General features: G+C 71.1%; 20 protein-coding genes. 14 read left to right on the top strand and 6 right to left on the bottom strand.

The window, feature by feature from the left end; all coding sequences use genetic code 11:
- Positions 1-20 precede the first annotated feature (20 nt).
- Together ACGF3A_RS18365 and ACGF3A_RS18360 are read right to left on the bottom strand one after the other, a co-directional pair.
- Positions 21-788 carry an ABC transporter permease gene (locus tag ACGF3A_RS18365; protein WP_393730974.1) on the bottom strand — a complete coding sequence of 256 codons (768 nt, stop codon included), beginning with the start codon at positions 786-788 and terminating at the stop codon, positions 21-23.
- On the bottom strand, positions 785-1,711 hold the full coding sequence (locus tag ACGF3A_RS18360) for an ABC transporter ATP-binding protein (protein WP_393730972.1): 927 nt from the start codon (positions 1,709-1,711) through the stop codon (positions 785-787). The genes ACGF3A_RS18365 and ACGF3A_RS18360 overlap by 4 nt, the downstream gene beginning before the upstream one ends.
- 160 nt (positions 1,712-1,871) lie before the next feature.
- Between ACGF3A_RS18360 and ACGF3A_RS18355 the strand changes: the two genes are divergently transcribed.
- The 13 genes from ACGF3A_RS18355 to ACGF3A_RS18295 all read left to right on the top strand — a co-directional run bounded on the left by ACGF3A_RS18355 (position 1,872) and on the right by ACGF3A_RS18295 (position 11,893).
- The gene (locus tag ACGF3A_RS18355) at positions 1,872-2,681 is read left to right on the top strand and encodes a helix-turn-helix transcriptional regulator (protein ID WP_393730970.1); all 810 of its coding nucleotides are present in this window, start codon (positions 1,872-1,874) and stop codon (positions 2,679-2,681) included.
- Positions 2,678-4,099, top strand: a complete 1,422-nt coding sequence (gene sufB / locus ACGF3A_RS18350) for a Fe-S cluster assembly protein SufB (protein ID WP_393730968.1) — start codon at positions 2,678-2,680, stop codon at positions 4,097-4,099. The genes ACGF3A_RS18355 and sufB overlap by 4 nt, the downstream gene beginning before the upstream one ends.
- A 71-nt stretch (positions 4,100-4,170) precedes the next feature.
- A complete protein-coding gene (sufD, locus tag ACGF3A_RS18345; protein ID WP_393730966.1) occupies positions 4,171-5,352 on the top strand; it encodes a Fe-S cluster assembly protein SufD in 1,182 nt (393 codons plus the stop codon).
- The gene (locus tag ACGF3A_RS18340) at positions 5,349-5,678 is read left to right on the top strand and encodes a non-heme iron oxygenase ferredoxin subunit (protein WP_393730965.1); all 330 of its coding nucleotides are present in this window, start codon (positions 5,349-5,351) and stop codon (positions 5,676-5,678) included. The genes sufD and ACGF3A_RS18340 overlap by 4 nt, the downstream gene beginning before the upstream one ends.
- A 7-nt stretch (positions 5,679-5,685) precedes the next feature.
- Complete coding sequence (sufC, locus tag ACGF3A_RS18335; RefSeq protein WP_393730963.1) at positions 5,686-6,450, top strand: Fe-S cluster assembly ATPase SufC; 765 nt, start codon at positions 5,686-5,688, stop codon at positions 6,448-6,450.
- Complete coding sequence (locus ACGF3A_RS18330; protein ID WP_393730961.1) at positions 6,447-7,706, top strand: cysteine desulfurase; 1,260 nt, start codon at positions 6,447-6,449, stop codon at positions 7,704-7,706. The genes sufC and ACGF3A_RS18330 overlap by 4 nt, the downstream gene beginning before the upstream one ends.
- 9 nt (positions 7,707-7,715) lie before the next feature.
- On the top strand, positions 7,716-8,177 hold the full coding sequence (sufU, locus tag ACGF3A_RS18325) for a Fe-S cluster assembly sulfur transfer protein SufU (protein ID WP_393730959.1): 462 nt from the start codon (positions 7,716-7,718) through the stop codon (positions 8,175-8,177).
- Entirely contained in the window at positions 8,174-8,503 is a 330-nt protein-coding gene (locus tag ACGF3A_RS18320; protein ID WP_165298161.1) for a metal-sulfur cluster assembly factor, read from the top strand. The genes sufU and ACGF3A_RS18320 overlap by 4 nt, the downstream gene beginning before the upstream one ends.
- Positions 8,504-8,563: 60 nt before the next feature.
- Positions 8,564-8,935: a VOC family protein gene (locus ACGF3A_RS18315; RefSeq protein ID WP_393730957.1), complete on the top strand. Its 372-nt coding sequence runs from the start codon at positions 8,564-8,566 to the stop codon at positions 8,933-8,935.
- A gap of 43 nt (positions 8,936-8,978) precedes the next feature.
- Entirely contained in the window at positions 8,979-9,299 is a 321-nt protein-coding gene (locus tag ACGF3A_RS18310; RefSeq protein WP_393730955.1) for a DMT family transporter, read from the top strand.
- Positions 9,299-9,841: a TetR/AcrR family transcriptional regulator gene (locus ACGF3A_RS18305; RefSeq protein ID WP_393730953.1), complete on the top strand. Its 543-nt coding sequence runs from the start codon at positions 9,299-9,301 to the stop codon at positions 9,839-9,841. The genes ACGF3A_RS18310 and ACGF3A_RS18305 overlap by 1 nt, the downstream gene beginning before the upstream one ends.
- 69 nt (positions 9,842-9,910) lie before the next feature.
- Complete coding sequence (dapD, locus tag ACGF3A_RS18300; protein WP_393730951.1) at positions 9,911-10,900, top strand: 2,3,4,5-tetrahydropyridine-2,6-dicarboxylate N-succinyltransferase; 990 nt, start codon at positions 9,911-9,913, stop codon at positions 10,898-10,900.
- A 63-nt stretch (positions 10,901-10,963) separates the two neighbouring features.
- Positions 10,964-11,893 (top strand): EI24 domain-containing protein, encoded by a 930-nt coding sequence (locus ACGF3A_RS18295; RefSeq protein ID WP_393730949.1) that lies wholly within the window; start codon positions 10,964-10,966, stop codon positions 11,891-11,893.
- On the opposite strand, the gene ACGF3A_RS18290 is transcribed toward ACGF3A_RS18295, so the two are convergent.
- On the bottom strand, positions 11,867-13,753 hold the full coding sequence (locus tag ACGF3A_RS18290; RefSeq protein ID WP_393730948.1) for an endonuclease/exonuclease/phosphatase family protein: 1,887 nt from the start codon (positions 13,751-13,753) through the stop codon (positions 11,867-11,869). The two genes, ACGF3A_RS18295 and ACGF3A_RS18290, sit on opposite strands and share 27 nt — an antisense overlap.
- A gap of 266 nt (positions 13,754-14,019) precedes the next feature.
- On the opposite strand from ACGF3A_RS18290, the gene ACGF3A_RS18285 reads away from it, so the two are divergent.
- The gene (locus ACGF3A_RS18285; RefSeq protein WP_393731878.1) at positions 14,020-15,594 is read left to right on the top strand and encodes a hypothetical protein; all 1,575 of its coding nucleotides are present in this window, start codon (positions 14,020-14,022) and stop codon (positions 15,592-15,594) included.
- 75 nt (positions 15,595-15,669) lie between these two features.
- Here ACGF3A_RS18285 and ACGF3A_RS18280 read toward each other — a convergent pair whose 3' ends face one another.
- The 3 genes from ACGF3A_RS18280 to ACGF3A_RS18270 all read right to left on the bottom strand — a co-directional run bounded on the left by ACGF3A_RS18280 (position 15,670) and on the right by ACGF3A_RS18270 (position 18,335).
- On the bottom strand, positions 15,670-16,113 hold the full coding sequence (locus ACGF3A_RS18280) for a hypothetical protein (RefSeq protein ID WP_393730947.1): 444 nt from the start codon (positions 16,111-16,113) through the stop codon (positions 15,670-15,672).
- A 20-nt stretch (positions 16,114-16,133) separates the two neighbouring features.
- Positions 16,134-17,315 (bottom strand): hypothetical protein, encoded by a 1,182-nt coding sequence (locus ACGF3A_RS18275; protein WP_393730946.1) that lies wholly within the window; start codon positions 17,313-17,315, stop codon positions 16,134-16,136.
- Positions 17,316-17,498: 183 nt separating this feature from the next.
- Positions 17,499-18,335, bottom strand: a complete 837-nt coding sequence (locus ACGF3A_RS18270; protein WP_393730945.1) for a crotonase/enoyl-CoA hydratase family protein — start codon at positions 18,333-18,335, stop codon at positions 17,499-17,501.
- Positions 18,336-18,407 lie beyond the last annotated feature (72 nt).

Raw genomic sequence — 18,407 nt, 5'->3', positions numbered from 1 at the left:
GCCGCTCCGGCGCGGAGGGCTCACTCCCACTTGAAGAAACGCGCGGCGGCCGCCAGGCCGAGCACCGACCAGACCGCCAGGATCCCCAGGTCGCCCCAGGGCATTCCGGCACCGTGCTGGAGGACGTCCCGCAGGCCGTCGGAGAGCGCGGAGACCGGCAGCAGGCCGAGCACGTCCCGCGCGCCGTCCGGGAACTTGTCCAGGGGGACGATCACGCCGCCGCCGATCAGCAGCAGGATGAACACCAGGTTCGCGGCGGCCAGGGTCGCCTCCGCCCTGAGCGTCCCGGCCATCAGCAGGCCGAGCCCGGAGAAGGCCGCGGTACCGAGGACGAGCAGCAGGAGTACGGCCGCGGGATTGCCGTGCGGGGACCAGCCCAGCGCGAGGGCGACCACGGTCAGCAGCACGACCTGGAGCAGCTCGATGACGAGGACGGAGCACGTCTTCGCCGTCATCAGCCCCCACCGGGGCAGCGGGGAGGCGCCGAGCCGCTTGAGCACGCCGTACCGGCGCTCGAAGCCCGTCGAGATGGCCTGGCCCGTGAAGGCGGTCGAGAGCACCGCCAGGGCGAGGATGCCGGGCGCGAGGAAGTCGACGCGCTCGCCCGCGCCCGTGTCGACGATGTCGACCGCGCTGAAGAGGACGAGCAGCAGCGTCGGGATGACGACGGTGAGCAGCAGCTGCTCCCCGTTGCGCAGGAGGGTCCGCGTCTCCAGCGTCGCCTGGGCCCGGATCATCCGGGGGAGGGGCGCGGCCCCGGGCTTCGGGGCGAAGGTGCCCTCGCTCATGACCGCAGATCCCTTCCGGTCAGCTCCAAGAAGACGTCCTCCAGGGTGCGGCGCTCGACCGAGATGCGGTCGGGCAGGACACCGTTCTGCGCGCACCAGGACGTCACGGTGGCGAGGAGCTGGGGGTCGACCGTACCGGTGAGGCGGTAGCTGCCCGGGCTCAGCTCCACGGCGACCGTCTCGGAGGGGAGCGCCTTCAGCAGCGAGTTCAGATCCAAACCCGGTCTTCCGCCGAATCGCAGCGTGTTCTCCGCGCCGCCCTTGCACAGCACCTCGGGTGGGCCCTGGGTGACGACCTTGCCGCCGTCCACGATCGCGACGTCGTCGGACAGCTCCTCGGCCTCCTCCATGTAGTGCGTGGTGAGGACGACCGTGACGCCGTCGGCGCGCAGGTCCCGTACGAGGTCCCAGGTGGCGTGGCGGGCCTGCGGGTCGAGGCCCGCGGTGGGCTCGTCCAGGAAGACCAGCTCGGGGCGGCCGACCAGGGCGAGCGCGAGGGAGAGGCGCTGCTGCTGGCCGCCGGAGAGCCGCCGGTAGGGCGTACGGCCGCAGGAGTCCAGGCCCAGCCGCTCGATCAGCGTGCCCACGTCGAGCGGGTGCGCGTGCAGCGTGGCCATGTGGCGCAGGGTCTCCTCGGCGCGCGCGGTCGGGTAGATCCCGCCGCTCTGGAGCATCACGCCGATCCTGGGGCGCAGCTCGGCGCCCTGGGTGACGGGGTCGAGGCCGAGCACGCGGACGGTGCCCGCGTCGGGGCGGCGGTAGCCCTCACAGGTCTCGATGGTGGTGGTCTTGCCCGCGCCGTTGGGGCCGAGGAAGGCGGTGACCGAGCCGCGCGCGACCGACAGGTCGAGCCCGTCGACGGCGGTCTTGTCTCCGTACCTCTTCACCAGCCCCGCGACTTCCACAGCCGCAGAAGAGTGCATGGAAGGAAGTCTAGGGAGCCCCGCGGGGCCGTCGGGCCCGGGTCTGGGCTCGGGTCTGGGCTCGGGCCCGAGGTTAGGCCCGCCTTACGTGACGCACCCCATTGCGGCTGGTCACAGACGCGGGTTGCCGGGCTCCGAGGAATTAAGCAACAATGGCGTTGTGAAAAAGAGGGGCGAGGCTCGGGAGAAGAGCGCGGCGGCCGCACAGGCCACCGCCGGACCGACCGCGTCCGGCGCCCCGGATGAACAGCACGGCACGCGCAACAAGGTCGCGCGTTCCATCCTCGACCACGGCCCGTCGACCGCGGCCGAGCTGGCCCTCCGCCTGGAGCTGACCCAGGCAGCCGTCCGCAGGCACCTCGACGCGCTCGCAGCCGAGGGCGTCGTGGAGCCCCGCGAGAAGCGGGTCTACGGCTCGCGGGGACGTGGCCGTCCGGCCAAGGTCTTCGCCCTGACGGACTGCGGCAGGGATGCCTTCGACCAGGCGTACGACCAGCTTGCCGCCGACGCTCTCCGCTGGATCGCCCAGACAGCGGGCGGCGGCGAGGTCGGCGAGGCCGCCGTCGCGGCCTTCGCCCGCGCCCGTATCGCGGCGCAGGCGGAGAAGTACCGCGCGGCCCTGGAGAGCGTGCCGCCCGAGGAGCGCGCCAGGGCACTGGCGGAGGTCTTGACGGAGGACGGGTACGCTGCCACGGCGCGCAGTGCGCCCTCCTCGGCCGGGGAGCAGCTCTGCCAGCACCACTGTCCGGTGGCCCACACCGCCGAGCAGTTCCCGCAGCTCTGCGAGGCGGAGACCGAGGTCTTCTCGCGGCTGCTCGGCACCCATGTGCAGCGCCTGGCGACCATCGCCCACGGCGACGGGGTGTGCACCACGTTCATCCCCCAGGCACATCAGAAGACCACCAGTAAGACCAGCGAAGCCACCAAAGCCACCGCATCTGTGAACGAGGCCGGGAGGAACCCCGCATGACTGCTCCTACGGAGACTGCTCACCCCGAGCTGGAGGGGCTGGGCAAGTATGAGTACGGCTGGGCCGACTCCGACGCCGCCGGTGCCGCCGCCAAGCGCGGACTCTCCGACGAGGTCGTCCGCGACATCTCGGGGAAGAAGGACGAGCCCGACTGGATGCTCAAGCTCCGCCTGAAGGGGCACAAGCTCTTCCAGAAGAAGCCCATGCCGAACTGGGGCTCGGACCTCTCCGGCATCGACTTCGAGAACATCAAGTACTTCGTGCGGTCCACCGAGAAGCAGGCCCAGTCCTGGGAGGACCTCCCGGAGGACATCAAGAACACGTACGACAAGCTCGGCATCCCCGAGGCGGAGAAGCAGCGCCTCGTGGCCGGCGTCGCCGCGCAGTACGAGTCGGAGGTCGTCTACCACCAGATCCGCGAGGACCTGGAGGAGAAGGGCGTCCTGTTCCTGGACACCGACACGGCGCTCAAGGAGCACCCGGAGCTCTTCCAGGAGCACTTCGGCACGGTCATCCCCGCGGGTGACAACAAGTTCGCGGCGCTCAACACCGCGGTCTGGTCCGGCGGCTCCTTCATCTACGTCCCGCCGGGCGTCCACGTCGACATCCCGCTCCAGGCCTACTTCCGGATCAACACGGAGAACATGGGCCAGTTCGAGCGGACGCTGATCATCGTCGACGAGGACGCGTACGTGCACTACGTCGAGGGCTGCACCGCGCCGATCTACGACTCGGACTCGCTGCACTCCGCCGTCGTCGAGATCATCGTCAAGAAGGGCGGCCGCTGCCGCTACACGACGATCCAGAACTGGTCGAACAACGTCTACAACCTGGTCACCAAGCGCGCCGTGGCCTACGAGGGCGCGACCATGGAGTGGGTCGACGGGAACCTCGGCTCCAAGGTCACGATGAAGTACCCGGCGGTCTACCTCATGGGTGAGCACGCCAAGGGCGAGACCCTGTCCGTCGCCTTCGCGGGCGAGGGCCAGCACCAGGACGCCGGCGCCAAGATGGTCCACATGGCGCCCCGCACCTCCTCCAACATCGTCTCGAAGTCGGTGGCCCGCAGCGGCGGCCGTACCTCGTACCGCGGTCTGATCGAGATCGGCGAGGGCGCGGAGGGCTCGAAGTCCAACGTGCTGTGCGACGCGCTCCTGGTCGACACCATCTCCCGCTCGGACACGTACCCGTACGTGGACGTCCGCGAGGACGACGTGACGATGGGCCACGAGGCGACGGTCTCCAAGGTCAGCGACGACCAGCTCTTCTACCTGATGAGCCGCGGTCTGTCGGAGGACGAGGCCATGGCGATGATCGTCCGCGGCTTCGTGGAGCCGATCGCCAAGGAGCTGCCGATGGAGTACGCGCTGGAGCTGAACCGGCTGATCGAGCTGCAGATGGAGGGCGCGGTCGGCTGACGTCCGGCCGCCGTACCCCCGTCCAGCCCCCTCTCTTGTCTTGAATCCAGAAAGCGAGCAACACGACAGCCATGGCTGAGGCTCAGAACATCCCGGCTGGTGCCACGACCAGCGGCGCCGTCGCGGTGGCGGCGGAGTCCACCACCGCGACCCGGATGAGCGCGCCGCCGTCCTTCGACGTGGCGGACTTCCCGGTGCCGCACGGCCGCGAGGAGGAGTGGCGCTTCACTCCCCTGGACCGGCTGAAGGGCCTGCACGACGGCACGGCCGAGGCGACCGGCGCCATCAAGGCCGAGGTGTCGGCCCCGGAGGGCGTGACCGTCGAGAAGGTCTCGCGCGACGACGCGCGCGTGGGCCGTGCGGGCAAGCCCGTCGACCGGGTCGCCGCGCAGGCGTTCTCCTCCTTCGAGAAGGCATCGGTCATCTCGGTGCCCAAGGAGGCCGTGCTCTCCGAGCCGGTGCGGGTCAGCCTGCACGGCGAGGGCGGCGTGACGTACGGGCACACCGTCTTCGACATCGGCGCCTTCGCCGAGGCCGTCATCGTCATCGACCACACCGGCGACGCGGTCCGCTCGGCCAACGTCGAGTTCGTCCTCGGCGACGGCGCGAAGGTCACCGTCGTCTCCGTCCAGGACTGGGACGACACCGCGGTCCACTGCTCCCAGCACAACGCGCTGGTCGGCCGCGACGCGACGTTCAAGTCCGTCGTCGTCACCTTCGGTGGCGATCTGGTCCGCCTCAACCCGCGCGTGACGTACGCGGGCCCCGGCGGCGAGGCCGAGCTCTACGGGCTGTACTTCACCGACGCGGGCCAGCACCAGGAGCACCGCCTCCTGGTCGACCACGACGCACCCAACTGCCGCTCCAACGTGGCGTACAAGGGCGCGCTCCAGGGCGACGACGCGCACGCGGTGTGGATCGGCGACGTGATCATCCAGGCGGGCGCCACCGGCACCGACACCTACGAGCTGAACCGGAACCTGGTGCTCAGCGACGGTTCCCGCGTCGACTCCGTGCCGAACCTGGAGATCGAGACCGGCGAGATCGTCGGCGCCGGCCACGCCTCGGCGACCGGCCGCTTCGAGGACGAGCAGCTGTTCTACCTGATGGCCCGCGGCATCCCCGAGCGGGAGGCCCGCCGTCTGGTCGTGCGCGGCTTCTTCGCCGAGCTGGTCCAGCAGATCGGCCTGCCCGACCTGGAGGAGCGCCTGATCGCCAAGATCGACGCCGAGCTGGAGGCGTCCGTCGCATGAGTGGCACCGCCGAGTTCGTCCGCGCCGCAGCGCTGAGTGACCTGGAAGAGGACACCCCGCTGCGCGTGGAGCTGGGTGGTGTGCCGGTCTCGGTCGTCCGCACCGAGGGCGAGGTGTTCGCGATCCACGACATCTGCTCGCACGCGAACGTCTCCCTCTCCGAGGGCGAGGTCGAGGACTGCCAGATCGAGTGCTGGCTGCACGGCTCGACCTTCGACCTGCGCACCGGCAAGCCCTCCGGGCTGCCCGCCACCCGCCCCGTACCCGTCTACCCCGTCAAGATCGAAGGGGACGATGTGCTCGTCTCCGTCACCCAGGAGTCCTGAAGTCCCCATGGCAACGCTTGAGATCAACGACCTGCACGTCTCCGTCGAAACCGAGGGCGGCCCGAACGAGATCCTGCGCGGGGTCGACCTGACCGTGAAGCAGGGCGAGACCCACGCGATCATGGGCCCGAACGGCTCCGGCAAGTCCACGCTGGCCTACTCGCTCGCGGGTCACCCCAAGTACACGATCACCAGCGGCTCGGTGAAGCTCGACGGCGAGGACGTCCTGGAGATGTCCGTCGACGAGCGCGCCCGCGCCGGCGTCTTCCTCGCCATGCAGTACCCGGTCGAGGTCCCCGGCGTCTCGGTCTCCAACTTCCTGCGGACCTCCGCCACCGCCATCCGCGGCGAGGCCCCCAAGCTGCGCACCTGGGTGAAGGAGGTCAAGGAGGCCATGGAGCGGCTCTCCATCGACCCGAAGTTCGCCGAGCGCAACGTCAACGAGGGCTTCTCCGGCGGTGAGAAGAAGCGCCACGAGATCCTCCAGCTCGAACTGCTGAAGCCGAAGATCGCGATCCTCGACGAGACCGACTCCGGCCTCGACGTCGACGCGCTGCGCGTGGTCTCCGAGGGCGTCAACCGGGTCCGCGAGGGCGGCGAGGTCGGCACCCTGCTGATCACCCACTACACGCGCATCCTGCGCTACATCAAGCCCGACTTCGTCCACGTCTTCGCCAAGGGCCGCATCGCCGAGTCCGGCGGCCCGGAGCTCGCGGACAAGCTGGAGGAGGAGGGCTACGAGGAGTACGTGAAGGGTGGTGCCGCTGCGTGACCCCCTCTCTGCCGGGCCTTCTCGACACCGAGGCGATCCGGAAGGACTTCCCGATCCTCGACCGCCTTGTCCACGACGACAAGCAGCTGGTCTATCTGGACAACGCCGCGACGTCGCAGAAGCCCACCCAGGTCCTCGAAGCCCTGGCTGACTACTACGAGCGGCACAACGCCAACGTGCACCGGGGGGTGCACGTCCTCGCCGAGGAGGCCACGGCGCTCTACGAGGGCGCGCGCGACAAGGTCGCCGCGTTCATCAACGCGCCCAGCCGCGACGAGGTGGTCTTCACCAAGAACGCCTCGGAGTCGCTCAACCTCGTGGCGAACATGCTCGGCTGGGCCGACGAGCCCTACCGCGTCGAGCGCGACACCGAGATCGTCATCACGGAGATGGAGCACCACTCCAACATCGTCCCGTGGCAGCTGCTCGCGCAGCGCACGGGCGCGGAGCTGAAGTGGTTCGGGCTGACCGACGACGGCCGCCTCGACCTCTCCGGGACCGAGCAGCTCATCACCGAGAAGACCAAGGTCGTCTCGCTGACGCTGGTCTCCAACATCATGGGCACGGTCAACCCGATCGAGTCGATCGTGCGCCGCGCCCAGGAGGTCGGCGCGCTCGTCGTCATCGACGCCTCGCAGGCCGCGCCGCACATGGTGCTGGACGTCCAGGCGCTCCAGGCCGACTTCGTCGCCTTCACCGGGCACAAGATGTGCGGCCCGACCGGCATCGGCGTCCTCTGGGGCCGTCAGGAGCTGCTCGACGACCTGCCGCCGTTCCTCGGCGGCGGCGAGATGATCGAGACGGTCACGATGCACGCGTCGACGTACGCGCCGGCGCCGCACAAGTTCGAGGCCGGGACCCCGCCGATCGCGCAGGCGGTCGGGCTGGGCGCGGCCGTGGACTACCTCACGTCGATCGGCATGGACCGCATCCAGCAGCACGAGCACGCCCTCACCGAGTACGCGGTGCGGCGGCTCCAGGAGATCCCCGACCTCCGGATCATCGGCCCCTCCACGGCCGAGGACCGAGGCGCCACGATCTCCTTCACGCTGGGTGACATCCACCCGCATGACGTGGGTCAGGTCCTGGACGAGCAGGGCATCGCGGTCCGCGTCGGACACCACTGCGCGCGCCCCGTCTGCCTGCGGTACGGAATTCCCGCGACGACGCGAGCGTCGTTCTATCTGTACTCCACGCCCGCCGAGGTGGACGCCCTGGCGGACGGCCTGGAACACGTACGGAATTTCTTCGCTTAGGGGCTGTCGGTGAAGCTGGACTCGATGTACCAGGACGTGATCCTGGACCACTACAAGCATCCGCACGGGCGCGGGCTGCGCGACGGCGATGCCGAGGTGCACCACGTCAACCCGACGTGCGGGGACGAGATCACCCTGCGCGTGCGGTACGACGGAGAGACGATCCAGGACGTCTCGTACGAGGGCCAGGGCTGCTCCATCAGCCAGGCCAGCGCCTCGGTGCTCAACGAGCTGCTGGTCGGCAAGGAGCTGGAGGAGGCGCGGAGGATCCAGGACACGTTCCTGGAGCTGATGCAGTCCAAGGGCCAGATCGAGCCCGACGACGCCATGGAGGAGGTGCTGGAGGACGCGGTCGCGTTCGCCGGCGTCTCGAAGTACCCGGCACGCGTGAAGTGTGCTCTGCTGAGCTGGATGGCGTGGAAGGACGCGACAGCGCAGGCGTTCAGCGAGAAGGAGAGGGGCGCGGCATGACGGAGATGACCACCAAGCCCGCGGAAGAGGACGAGGTCCGCGAGGCGATGATGGACGTCGTCGACCCCGAACTGGGCATCGACGTCGTCAACCTCGGCCTGGTCTACGGAGTCCATGTGGACGACTCGAACGTGGCCACGATCGACATGACGCTCACCTCGGCGGCCTGCCCGCTGACCGACGTCATCGAGGACCAGGCCCGCTCGGCGACGGAGGGAATCGTCAACGAGCTGAAGATCAACTGGGTCTGGATGCCCCCGTGGGGCCCCGACAAGATCACCGACGACGGCCGCGAGCAGCTGCGCGCGCTGGGCTTCAACGTCTGATCGTCCGCCCGGTCGGAAACGCGGTAGCAGCACTCATGCCCGCCAGCCATGCTGGCGGGCATGAGTGTTTCTCTGTTCCAAATAGCTGTCGACGCGCACGATCCCGGACTGCTGGGGCGGTTCTGGGCCGAGGTGCTGGACTGGAAGGTCGTCTACGAGGACGAGGAAGAGGTCGTGATCGGGAAGTCCGCCACGGCGCTTCCCGGGATCACGTTCCTGGCCGTGCCCGAGGAGAAGGCGGGGAAGAACCGGCTGCACATCGACCTGACGCCCGGGGACGGGGAGGGCGAGCAGCAGGCCGAGATCGAGCGGATCGTCGCGCTCGGGGCGCGGCGTGCGGACGTGGGGCAGGGGCCCGAGGTGACGTGGACCGTGCTCGCGGATCCGGAAGGGAACGAGTTCTGCGTGCTCCGGCACAAGACGGAGCTCTAAAAGTTGTGTACGGGCGTACGCAACGTTGTGTACGCTCGTACGCATGATGTACGTGACGCTCTCCGGGGCCATCCTTGCCGAGATCCTGGCGACCACGTCGATGAAGTACAGCGAGGGCTTCAGCAAGCTGTGGCCCTCGCTCATCACCGCCGTGGGCTATCTCGTGGCCTTCGTGCTGCTCGCGCAGACGCTGAAGACGATGTCCGTCGGCACGGCCTATGCCATCTGGTCCGGCGCGGGCACCGCCGTGATCGCGCTGATCGGGATGGTCTTCATCGGGGAGTCCGTCACCGCCGCCAAGGTGCTGGGGGTGCTGCTGGTGATCAGCGGCGTCGTCGTGCTGAATCTGGGAGGTGCGCACTGATGGCCCGCCGGTACGACCCCGAGCGCCGCCAGCGGATCATCGACGCCGCGATCCGGATCGTGGAGCTCAAGGGCATCTCCGGGCTCAGCCACCGCGCCGTGGCCGCCGAGGCCGATGTGCCGCTGGGCTCGACCACGTACCACTTCGCGAGCCTCGACGAGCTGCTCGTCGCCGCGCTGGAGCAGGTGAACTGCGAGCCGACGACCGCGATCGAGAGCTGGGAGTCGGGGCTGGCGGGCCGGGACGACACGCTCGCCGAGGCGCTGACGCAGGTGCTGGAGGAGTACGCCTCGGGCGGGCGCGGCCGGATCCGGCTGGAGTACGAGCTGTATCTGGCGGCCCTGCGCCGCCCCCCGCTCCAGCCGCTCGCCGCCGCCTGGCTGGACGACATGACGCGGCTGCTCGGGCGGCACACGGCCGACCTCGCCACCGCGCGGGCGCTCGTCGCGCTGATCGACGGGCTGCTGCTGCAGTTCCTCCTCACCGACCGCCCCTTCGACCGTGACGAGGTCCGCACCGCGCTCGCCAGCGTGATCCGCTGACGGACCGGGGGCTTCCGGGAGGGGTCGGCCGGTTCGTGATCGGGGCGGGGCTCCGGTTAGCGTTTGGGCATGACCGATGCATCCACCACCCCCATGACCGGCGCCGTCGCCGCCGGGCTCGCCACCGTCGCCGCCGACGGCACCGTTCTCGACACCTGGTTCCCCGCCCCGGAGCTCGCCGAGGCCCCCGGTCCCTCCGGGACGGAGCGCCTGAGCGACGAGCGCGCCGCCGAGCTGCTCGGCGAGGCCGCGCCGCAGGCGGCCGGCCGGGACGCCGTGCGGGACGTGGAGATCATCGCCGTCCGTACGGTGATCGCGTCGCTGGACGACAAGCCGCTGGACGCGCACGACGCCTACCTCCGGCTCCACCTGCTCTCGCACCGCCTCGTCCAGCCGAACCAGCAGAGCCTGGACGGCCTCTTCGGCACCCTCGCCAACGTCGCCTGGACCTCCCTCGGCCCGGTCGCCGTGGACACGCTGGAGTCCGTACGGCTGCGGGCGCGTGCCGCGGGGCAGCACGTCGCGGTGTTCGGCGTCGACAAGTTCCCGCGCATGACCGACTACGTCGCGCCGTCCGGTGTCCGGATCGGCGACGCCGACCGCGTCCGCCTCGGCGCGCACCTGGCCGAGGGCACCACCGTCATGCACGAGGGCTTCGTCAACTTCAACGCGGGCACCCTGGGCACCTCCATGATCGAGGGCCGCGTCTCGCAGGGCGTCGTGATCGGGAACGGCTCGGACGTCGGCGGCGGCGCCTCCACCATGGGCACCCTCTCCGGCGGCGGCACCGAGCGCGTCCGCGTCGGCGAGCGCTGCCTGCTCGGCGCGGAGTCGGGCCTGGGCATCGCGCTGGGCGACGACTGCATCGTCGAGGCCGGGCTGTACGTCACCGCCGGTACGCGCGTGACGCTGCCCGACGGCGAGATCGTCAAGGCCCGCGAGCTGTCCGGCGCGAACAACCTGCTGTTCCGCCGCAACTCGACCACCGGCGCCGTCGAGGTCCTCCAGCGGACCGGCTCCTGGGGCGGTCTGAACGAGGCGCTGCACAGCCACAACTGACGGTCGGCGGACCGGCTGTCCACAGGCCGCCCCGGATACCCCGGGACCCTCTAGGCTGGGCGCATGCATGATCTTGCGGCCGGTGCACGGTATCTGGGGCGGGGACAGCAGTGGGTGCTGCGGCACGGGCGGTGGTTCGGGTTCGGACTGCTGCCCGCGCTCGTCACCCTGGTGCTGTATGTGGCGGCACTGACCGTGGTCGGTTTCTGGGCGGACGACCTCGCCGAGTGGGCGACGCCGTTCGCCGACAGCTGGGAATCGCCCTGGCAGGGCCTGCTGCGCACGGTGTTCGCGGTGCTGTTCTGGCTCGCCGTGGCCGCGCTCGCGGTGGTCACCTTCGCCGCGGTCACGCTGCTGATAGGCGAGCCCTTCTACGAGAAGCTGTCGGAGCAGGTCGAGACCGACGAGGGCGGGCTGCCCGCGGGCGGTCCCGACCACCCGCTCTGGCGCGAGCTGTGGATCTCGCTCTGCGACAGTCTCTACGTCCTGGGGCGCACGCTGCTGTGGACCGTGCCGCTCTTCTTCCTGGGCTTCGTGCCCTTCGTCGGCCAGTCCGTCATCCCCGTCATAGCCATCTGCGTCACCGGGTTCTTCCTGGCCCTGGAGCTGACCTCGGTCGCGATGCAGCGCCGGGGGATCGCCGTACGGCAGCGGCTGGCCATGCTGCGGCAGCGCAAGGCGCTCGCGCTGGGGTTCGGGGCGCCGCTGGCGCTGCTCTTCCTCGTGCCGTTCGTCGCGGTCCTGCTGATGCCGGGCGCCGTCGCGGGCGCGGCCCTGCTCGTCCGGGACCTCACGGGGGAGGGCCGCCGGGACGACGAGCGCCCCGGCCAGCCCGGTCAGCCCCAGGGGGTGCGGGGAACCGCGTACCCGGCCGCGCCGCCGTACGGACAGCCGCCTCATGGGCAGTCGCCGTACGGACAGCCGCCGCAGCAGTTCCCCGCGGGCCCCGCCGGCCCCGCGGGGCCGTCACCGCAGGCGCATCCGTACCACTGACGGGTCGTGGTCGCTGGACTGGTCCGCGAACTCGGCGTTGATGTGCACGATGTCGTACTCGGGCCGGCCCGCACCCGGGCTGGTCAGCAGGTGGTCCAGCGACTGCGAGTTGCCGTTGAAGACGTACCCGTAGCGCTCGTTCTCCGGCAGCCGGTTCATCGGGCTGGTCAGCGCGCCGCCCGCGCGGAGCGCGTCGAGGGACGGGGAGAACGAGAAGTCGTTGAAGTCGCCGCCCGCGACGATCACCGCCTTCTTGTCGATCGCGCGGATGTCCTTGGCGAAGGCGTTGAGGATCTTCGCCTGCTCGACGCGCTGCGGCTCCGAGTGCCGGGTCGGCGGCTGGAAGCGGCCCTCCATCGGCTCGTCGCCCTCCAGGTCGCCGCCGCCCTTGGAGCTGAAGTGGTTGGCGACCACGAAGACGGGGGTGTCCGGGCGGCCCTTGAAGTGGAACTCGCCCGCCAGCGGCTTGCGGCTCGCCTTCCACGCCGGGTCCTGGGGCGCGATCCGGCCCGGTGAGGCGGACAGGGCCGGGGCGCCGTCCTTCTCCTCGACCTTCACGGGCGTCGTGGCGTCGCCGCCCTCGCGGTCGGTGAAGGTGACGCGCTCGGGGTTGTAGAGGAAGGCGACACGGATGTTGCCGCCCGGCTGGCCGCCGTCGGCGCCGTCCTCGGGGCTGACCTGCCGCCACTCGTACGCGGGCCCGCCCGCCTTCTTCACGGCCTCGGTCAGCTGCTTGAGCGTCTTGTCCGCGTCGACCGTGCCGTCGTCGTCCGGGCCGCTGTCGTCCTGGACCTCCTCGACGGTGACGATGTCCGGCGCGGCGAGATTGCGCACCAGCCCCTCCGCGAGCCGGTCGAACTTGGCGGGCTCGGTCTTGGGGGAGAGGTTCTCGACGTTGTACGTGGCGACGGACAGCTCGTCCTCGCGCTGCGGGCGCGTCTCCTCGCGCTTCAGCTCGCGGTCCTGGTGCTCACCCAGCTCGGTGGCGCGCAGCGTGTAGCCGCCGAACTGCTCGTAGTCCAGCGGGCCTTCGGTGGTGCCGCGCAGCCGGTCGCCGACGTTGGCCACGGGGAACGGGTGCTCGTCGAGGTCGAGGAGCGAGGAGATCTTCAGCCGCGCGCCGTTCTGGTCCTCGTACGAGCGGTAGAAGGTGCCGCCGCGCGGGGTGCGGTTCTGGCCGGGGTCGGTGGTCACCCACAGGTCGTTGTACTTGGAGGTGGGGCCGGTGACGCGGGCCTCGCGGGTGGAGACGCGCATGCCCTCCAGCGACTCGTACCGGTCCAGCGCGTAGCGGCCCGGGTGCAGTTCGCGGTCCTCGATGCTCTTGCCGCCCGCGTCGGGCGCGTACGCCTCGGGCACGCTGCGCGGGGTGAGCCGGAAGGCGGCGGGGAGCTTCGCGCCGCTCTTCTCCTTCGTCCACTCGGCCTTCGTGAGCTGGGTGACGGACTGGCCGCCCGCCTCCTTGCCGCCCGGGTAGAACTCGGCGACCTCGCCGGAGACGCGCAGCGCGTCCCCGACGGCGACCTTCGGGGTCTCCTTGCCGGTGTAGACGAAGATGCCCTCGCTCGTCGCGGGGTCGCGGTCGGGCCGGGGGTCCTGGAGCCAGAAGCCTCGGGCCGAGCCGAAGCCGCGCACGCCGGTGACGACGCCGGGCACGTCGGCCACGCGCTTGCCCGCGAACGGGGATATCCGGGTCTTGCCCTGGATGTCGTGGACGCGGACGGAGCCGGAACGGGCCGCCGCGGCGTCGTCGGTCCCGGCGTTCGCGGCGGAGGGCAGTGCGAGCACGGTCGTGCACAGCGCGGTCGAGCACAGCGCGGCGACGGTGAGCGCGGATCTGCGGGCCAGACGGGATGACACAGAAACCTCCGGAGGCGTGGGGGACAAGGGGAGGAGCAGTCTCTACGCGCGTAAAGTCTGGCGGGGGAACAGAAGTTGTCAAGGACGTGACGAAGACGGGCCCCAGGGCTTGGCGATCCTGTTACGTGCCGGGTGCACGATTCGGGCAGCCGGGGACAGATCCCGTCTACCCTGGGGGCTCGTGCTCCGGCCCGTCGCGGCATGCGCCGGGGGCCGCCCGGAGACTCCCACAACCCGTCAGCACCCCGTAGGAGATGAACGCGCAGATGACCGGTGACGACCGTCCCACGATGCCGCCCGTACGGCTGCCCTCCGACGCCGAGCTGGCGCGGGACGCACTCGCCGCGCCGCTCTTCTCGCGCGCCGTGAAACTCACCCGCTGGGCGCGCGAGGCGGGCGACTCCGGCATCCCGGTCGGCGCGGGCGGCGAGCTGCTCGCCGAGCAGCTCAAGGCGGCGGCCGAGCACCTCGGCCTGGCGGGCGAGGAGGACGCGCCCGCGCTCGCGGCCGACGCCTGGAACTTCGCGGTGGACACGGGCCTGTTGGAGGTCGAGGAGGACGGGGAGGACGAGCCGGAGGAGGGGTCCGGGGGCGGGGACGACGGCGGCCCCGCCAGCGACGAGCCCGTCGGCGTCGCCCGGCCCGACGAGGAGTTCACGGCGCTGACCGGCGGCCCCGGCCCGGCCCCCGGCCCCGACGAGGTGCTGGACCTGTGGCAGAACGGGCTGGAGACGGTGCTGGCCGACGCCGCCACCCCCAGCTTCGAGGACCTGGTCGGCGGCATCGAGAACGCGATCGGGGAGGACGGCCAGATCGACCCGGACGCCATCGACCTCGACGCCATGGAGTGGGACCCGGAGGAGGAGGCCGACTTCCTCGACAGCGCGCTGGGCAACCTCTACCTGCTCACGGCCGGGGACCCCGCCGTCGCCGCGGGGACGCTCGTACCGCTGCCGGTCCTCGCGGCCTCGATGATCGTCCCGGACGGCATGGACGAGCCGACCGACGAGGTCCTGGAAGAGGTGTCCACGGCGATGATGCGCCTGGACGACCAGTTCCGGATGCTGGAGCCGACCGGGCTCGTCGAGTACCAGCCCGTGGACGAGGCCCTGACGCGCGAAGCGGCCGAGGGCGAGGGCGAGTTCGACGCGGAGATGGACGACGAGGACGTCTCGCGGTACGGCATGGTGCGGCTGACCCCGCTCGGCCTGCACGGCACGCGCGTACGGATGCGCGAGGCCGGGATCGACGCCCCGGCCGTCGGTGACCTCGCGGACGCGGAGGCGAGCGCGCTCCTCGCCGCCCTCCCGGCGTACACGGAGGACAACGCGCAGACGGAGATCGAGGCCTGGTTCGCCACCCGGCACGCGGACTCCGGCACCGTGGAGGCGGCGCGCGAGCTGCTCGCCGCGGCGCGCGGCGGCGACGAGGACGGTCCCGTGCGCCGCCTCGCCTGCCAGCAGGCGCTGGCGCTGGCGGGCCCGGAGGCCGAGCCCGCGCTGCGCGAGGTGCTGGACGACCGGCAGTTGGGCGGGCTGGCGCGCGTCTGGCTGGCGGAGCGCGGCGCGGCGGACGTACCGCAGCCCGACGAGCAGATGGTGTTCTGGCTGACCGTCGACACGATCGCGGCGCAGCTCGCGACCGTCGGCGAGCCGGAGGAGCTGCACGAGCTGGTCAGCGGCCTGGTCGAGCAGCACTCGGGCTTCTTCGACAAGGCGTGGCAGGTCGACCACCCCGCGACGGGCGAGGTCCTGGAGGCCATGGGCCGGGTCCTGCCGGACAGGGCGGCGGCGAAGGCCGCGCGCAAGGCGGCCTTCAAGGCGCGCTCGCGGACGAGCTAGCGACGGGTGCGGAGTGCGTGGGCCCCGGGCGGTTGTGCCCGGGGCCCTTGTGGTGCCTGCTCGGCCGGGTACCGCTCAGCACTCGAACTTCGTCGTGTGCTTGAACGAGGACGTCGCGCCGTCGAAGCCGTACGTGCCGCGGTACGCGGGCGGGTTCTGGTACTCGCCCACGATCGTGAGGGTGCTCGCGCACGAGCCCTGGCCCGCGCGCTTCGCGTCCAGCCGGATCTGCTGGCCGATGAGGCCGCCCGTGATGTCCCAGGGCGCGCCGCAGATGCCGGAGGTGATCTGCCCGCCGGTCACGACGTGCGGGTAGGTGTTGGGGTTGTACTTCACCTCGATGGCGAAGGTGACCGCCCCGTTGTGGAGTTCGAGCTTGCTGGACGTCTGGAGGGCCTCGGGCGAGACCTCCATCGTGCCCGCGAACGCCTCGTCGCGCGTCTTGACCTCGGCGCCCTGCGGGTTGATGTACCGGTGCTCGCTGACCTGGCCCTTCTTCTTCTGTGCGGCAGTGCCCATGGCACGTTCCCCCTTCCGGATCAGGCCAGTTGCTCGGCGATCTCGACGCGCAGCAGCGCGCGGACGTTCTCGATGTGGTTCACGACCGTCACCAGCGTGGAGCCCGCGAAGAGCAGGCCGAGCGCGACGGTGTCGAGCGAGGTGACGAGGGAGCCGGAGTCGCCGCCGGCCGAGATGTTCGTGGTGAGGATCTGGTCGCGGAAGCGGGCCGTGCCCGCCGTGCCGTAGTTGACGTCGATGACGGCGTCGGTCGCGATGATCCGGCCGAAGCTGATGTTGGTGGTGCGGCCGGTCTTCTTGACGAGGTCGCCGACGGCCACGTTCGCCTTGCGGCGCCACCGGTCCGGCGCACCGCTGAAGTACTGCTCACGGGTGGCGTCCTGGAACTCGACCTTGCCGAGCGCCGCGTCCACGACGTTGTTCTGCCGCTCCAGCGGAACCTGGGGCGCGAACTGGATGGTGACGAACCGGTCGAGCGTCGCGATCCTGTCGGCCGGGTCCTGGCCGCCGTCGAATGTGCCGGGCTGGACGATGGCGCTGCCGCCCGGCGCGCGGTTGGAGTCGGCCAGCACGTGGTTGTTGGACAGGATGTAGAACTGCCGCGGGACCCCGATGCCCGGCGCGGGCGGGTCGAGGGTGGCGCCCGGGAGCAGGTCGTACACGACGGAGCCGAGAGTGCCCGCGGTGACCTGGACGTTCCCGACCGAGAAGCCCGAGGGGCAGGGGCGCAGCCTGCGCGTCAGCATCTGCGGTGTCGCCGTGGCCATGGCGAGGCCGCGGCCGAGCTGGCCCAGCTCGTCGAGCAGCGGCTGCGAGAAGCCCGCGAGCTGCTCGGTGAGCGCGCCGTCGGGGCGGCCGGTCATGGGCTGGTCGTCGGCGCGGCGCCCGCCGGGGCGCGACTGCGTCGTGCGCTGTGCGGTGACGTGGCCGACCGCGACCACGTCGGTGGGCGTGCCGTCGTCCATCCGGGAGGGGACGACGTCGCGTTCGGAGAGCATCGACTCCGGCACCTTCTGGGTGACGAAGACGAGCACCGCCTCCTCGCCCGTGGGCTGCCCCTCGCTCCACTTCACGCCGTGGCCGAAGCCGATGACGTTGGCGAGCGGGGCCTGCGGGCGGAGGAAGTCGTTCAGTGCCTGCTGGCGGGAGGTGTCGGTGACCTGGCCGCCGAGGGGTCCTCGCATCATCTCGGGCTGGCTCACGCCAACCACCTCTTCTCTTCCCCGGGACGAGTGGGTACGGAGCGGGGCCGGCCGGGGCCGGCGCTTGGATGCACGTGGAGAACGACTGTCTGTCTATTGCCGGGGGAGAGCGCGGTCAAGGCGGTACGCGATGATTCTTGCCATTGGTAATCAAGTGAGGCTGTTGACCTTGTTTGCCATGGTTCACTCGGGGTCGAACGAACCGTGCCGCCCCGCGCCCGCCGCGAACCGGGCCGCGCCCTCTGCGGCCTCGCCGAGTGCCGCACGCCCGTAGGTGAACTCCTGTGCCATGGCCTCCTCTTCGGGCAGCCCCTCCTGCGCGTGCAGCGAGGCGAGGTCGCCGCGCATGCAGGTCTGCGGGAAGCGCGCGAGCCCCGCGGCCAGCTCCTCGGCCTCGGCACGCGCCCGGCCCGGCGGTACGAGCCGGTTGACGAGCCCCGTCCCGTACGCCTCGGAGGCGGGTACCGGACGGCCCGTGAGGATCATGTCGGCGGCACGGCTCGCGCCGATGAGGCGCGGCAGCCGCACGGTGCCCCCGTCGATGAGGGGCACGCCCCAGCGGCGGCAGAAGACGCCGAACACCGCGTCCTCCTCGGCCACGCGCAGGTCGCACCAGAGCGCCAGCTCCAGCCCGCCCGCCACGGCGTGCCCGCTGACGGCCGCGATCACGGGCTTGGACAGCCGCATCCGGGTCGGCCCCATCGGCCCGTCCCCGTCGGGCGCGACGCGGTTGGCCCGGTCGGTGGGCAGCGCCTTGAGATCGGCCCCGGCGCTGAACGTACCGCCCGCGCCCCACAGCACGGCGACGCGCGCGCCGGGGTCGGCGTCGAAGGCGCGGAAGGCGTCCGCGAGCGCGCGGGCGGCCGGGCCGTCGACGGCGTTGCGGACGTGGGGGCGGGAGAGGACGACGGTGGTGACGGGTCCGTCGCGCTCGACGGAGACGGCGGGGGTGTCGTGAGGGGTGGCGGGGGAGTCGTGGGAGGTGCCGGTGGGGGCGGTGGAGTCGGTGGAGTCGGTCATGGGGCGGGACCCTACTCGTGGGTGGGACCCGCGCCTTGTCTCATGGTTTGTCTCGTTCTCTGAGACGGGACG

Source organism: Streptomyces sp. NPDC048172 (assembly GCF_043202595.1).
Taxonomy (GTDB): Bacteria; Actinomycetota; Actinomycetes; order Streptomycetales; family Streptomycetaceae; genus Streptomyces.
Note: the sequence above shows the minus strand (reverse complement) of the source record. Positions and strands in the feature narration are given on the sequence as shown.

Coding starts and splice junctions, on each gene's coding strand:
- ACGF3A_RS18285 (WP_393731878.1), top strand. CDS start 14,020: ATGACCGGTGACGACCGTCCCACGATGCCGCCCGTACGGCTGCCCTCC.
- sufD (WP_393730966.1), top strand. CDS start 4,171: ATGGCTGAGGCTCAGAACATCCCGGCTGGTGCCACGACCAGCGGCGCC.
- ACGF3A_RS18310 (WP_393730955.1), top strand. CDS start 8,979: ATGATGTACGTGACGCTCTCCGGGGCCATCCTTGCCGAGATCCTGGCG.
- ACGF3A_RS18295 (WP_393730949.1), top strand. CDS start 10,964: ATGCATGATCTTGCGGCCGGTGCACGGTATCTGGGGCGGGGACAGCAG.
- sufB (WP_393730968.1), top strand. CDS start 2,678: ATGACTGCTCCTACGGAGACTGCTCACCCCGAGCTGGAGGGGCTGGGC.
- ACGF3A_RS18270 (WP_393730945.1), bottom strand. CDS start 18,335: ATGACCGACTCCACCGACTCCACCGCCCCCACCGGCACCTCCCACGAC.
- dapD (WP_393730951.1), top strand. CDS start 9,911: ATGACCGATGCATCCACCACCCCCATGACCGGCGCCGTCGCCGCCGGG.
- ACGF3A_RS18305 (WP_393730953.1), top strand. CDS start 9,299: ATGGCCCGCCGGTACGACCCCGAGCGCCGCCAGCGGATCATCGACGCC.
- sufC (WP_393730963.1), top strand. CDS start 5,686: ATGGCAACGCTTGAGATCAACGACCTGCACGTCTCCGTCGAAACCGAG.
- ACGF3A_RS18340 (WP_393730965.1), top strand. CDS start 5,349: ATGAGTGGCACCGCCGAGTTCGTCCGCGCCGCAGCGCTGAGTGACCTG.
- ACGF3A_RS18360 (WP_393730972.1), bottom strand. CDS start 1,711: ATGCACTCTTCTGCGGCTGTGGAAGTCGCGGGGCTGGTGAAGAGGTAC.
- ACGF3A_RS18315 (WP_393730957.1), top strand. CDS start 8,564: ATGAGTGTTTCTCTGTTCCAAATAGCTGTCGACGCGCACGATCCCGGA.
- ACGF3A_RS18365 (WP_393730974.1), bottom strand. CDS start 788: ATGAGCGAGGGCACCTTCGCCCCGAAGCCCGGGGCCGCGCCCCTCCCC.
- ACGF3A_RS18320 (WP_165298161.1), top strand. CDS start 8,174: ATGACGGAGATGACCACCAAGCCCGCGGAAGAGGACGAGGTCCGCGAG.
- ACGF3A_RS18280 (WP_393730947.1), bottom strand. CDS start 16,113: ATGGGCACTGCCGCACAGAAGAAGAAGGGCCAGGTCAGCGAGCACCGG.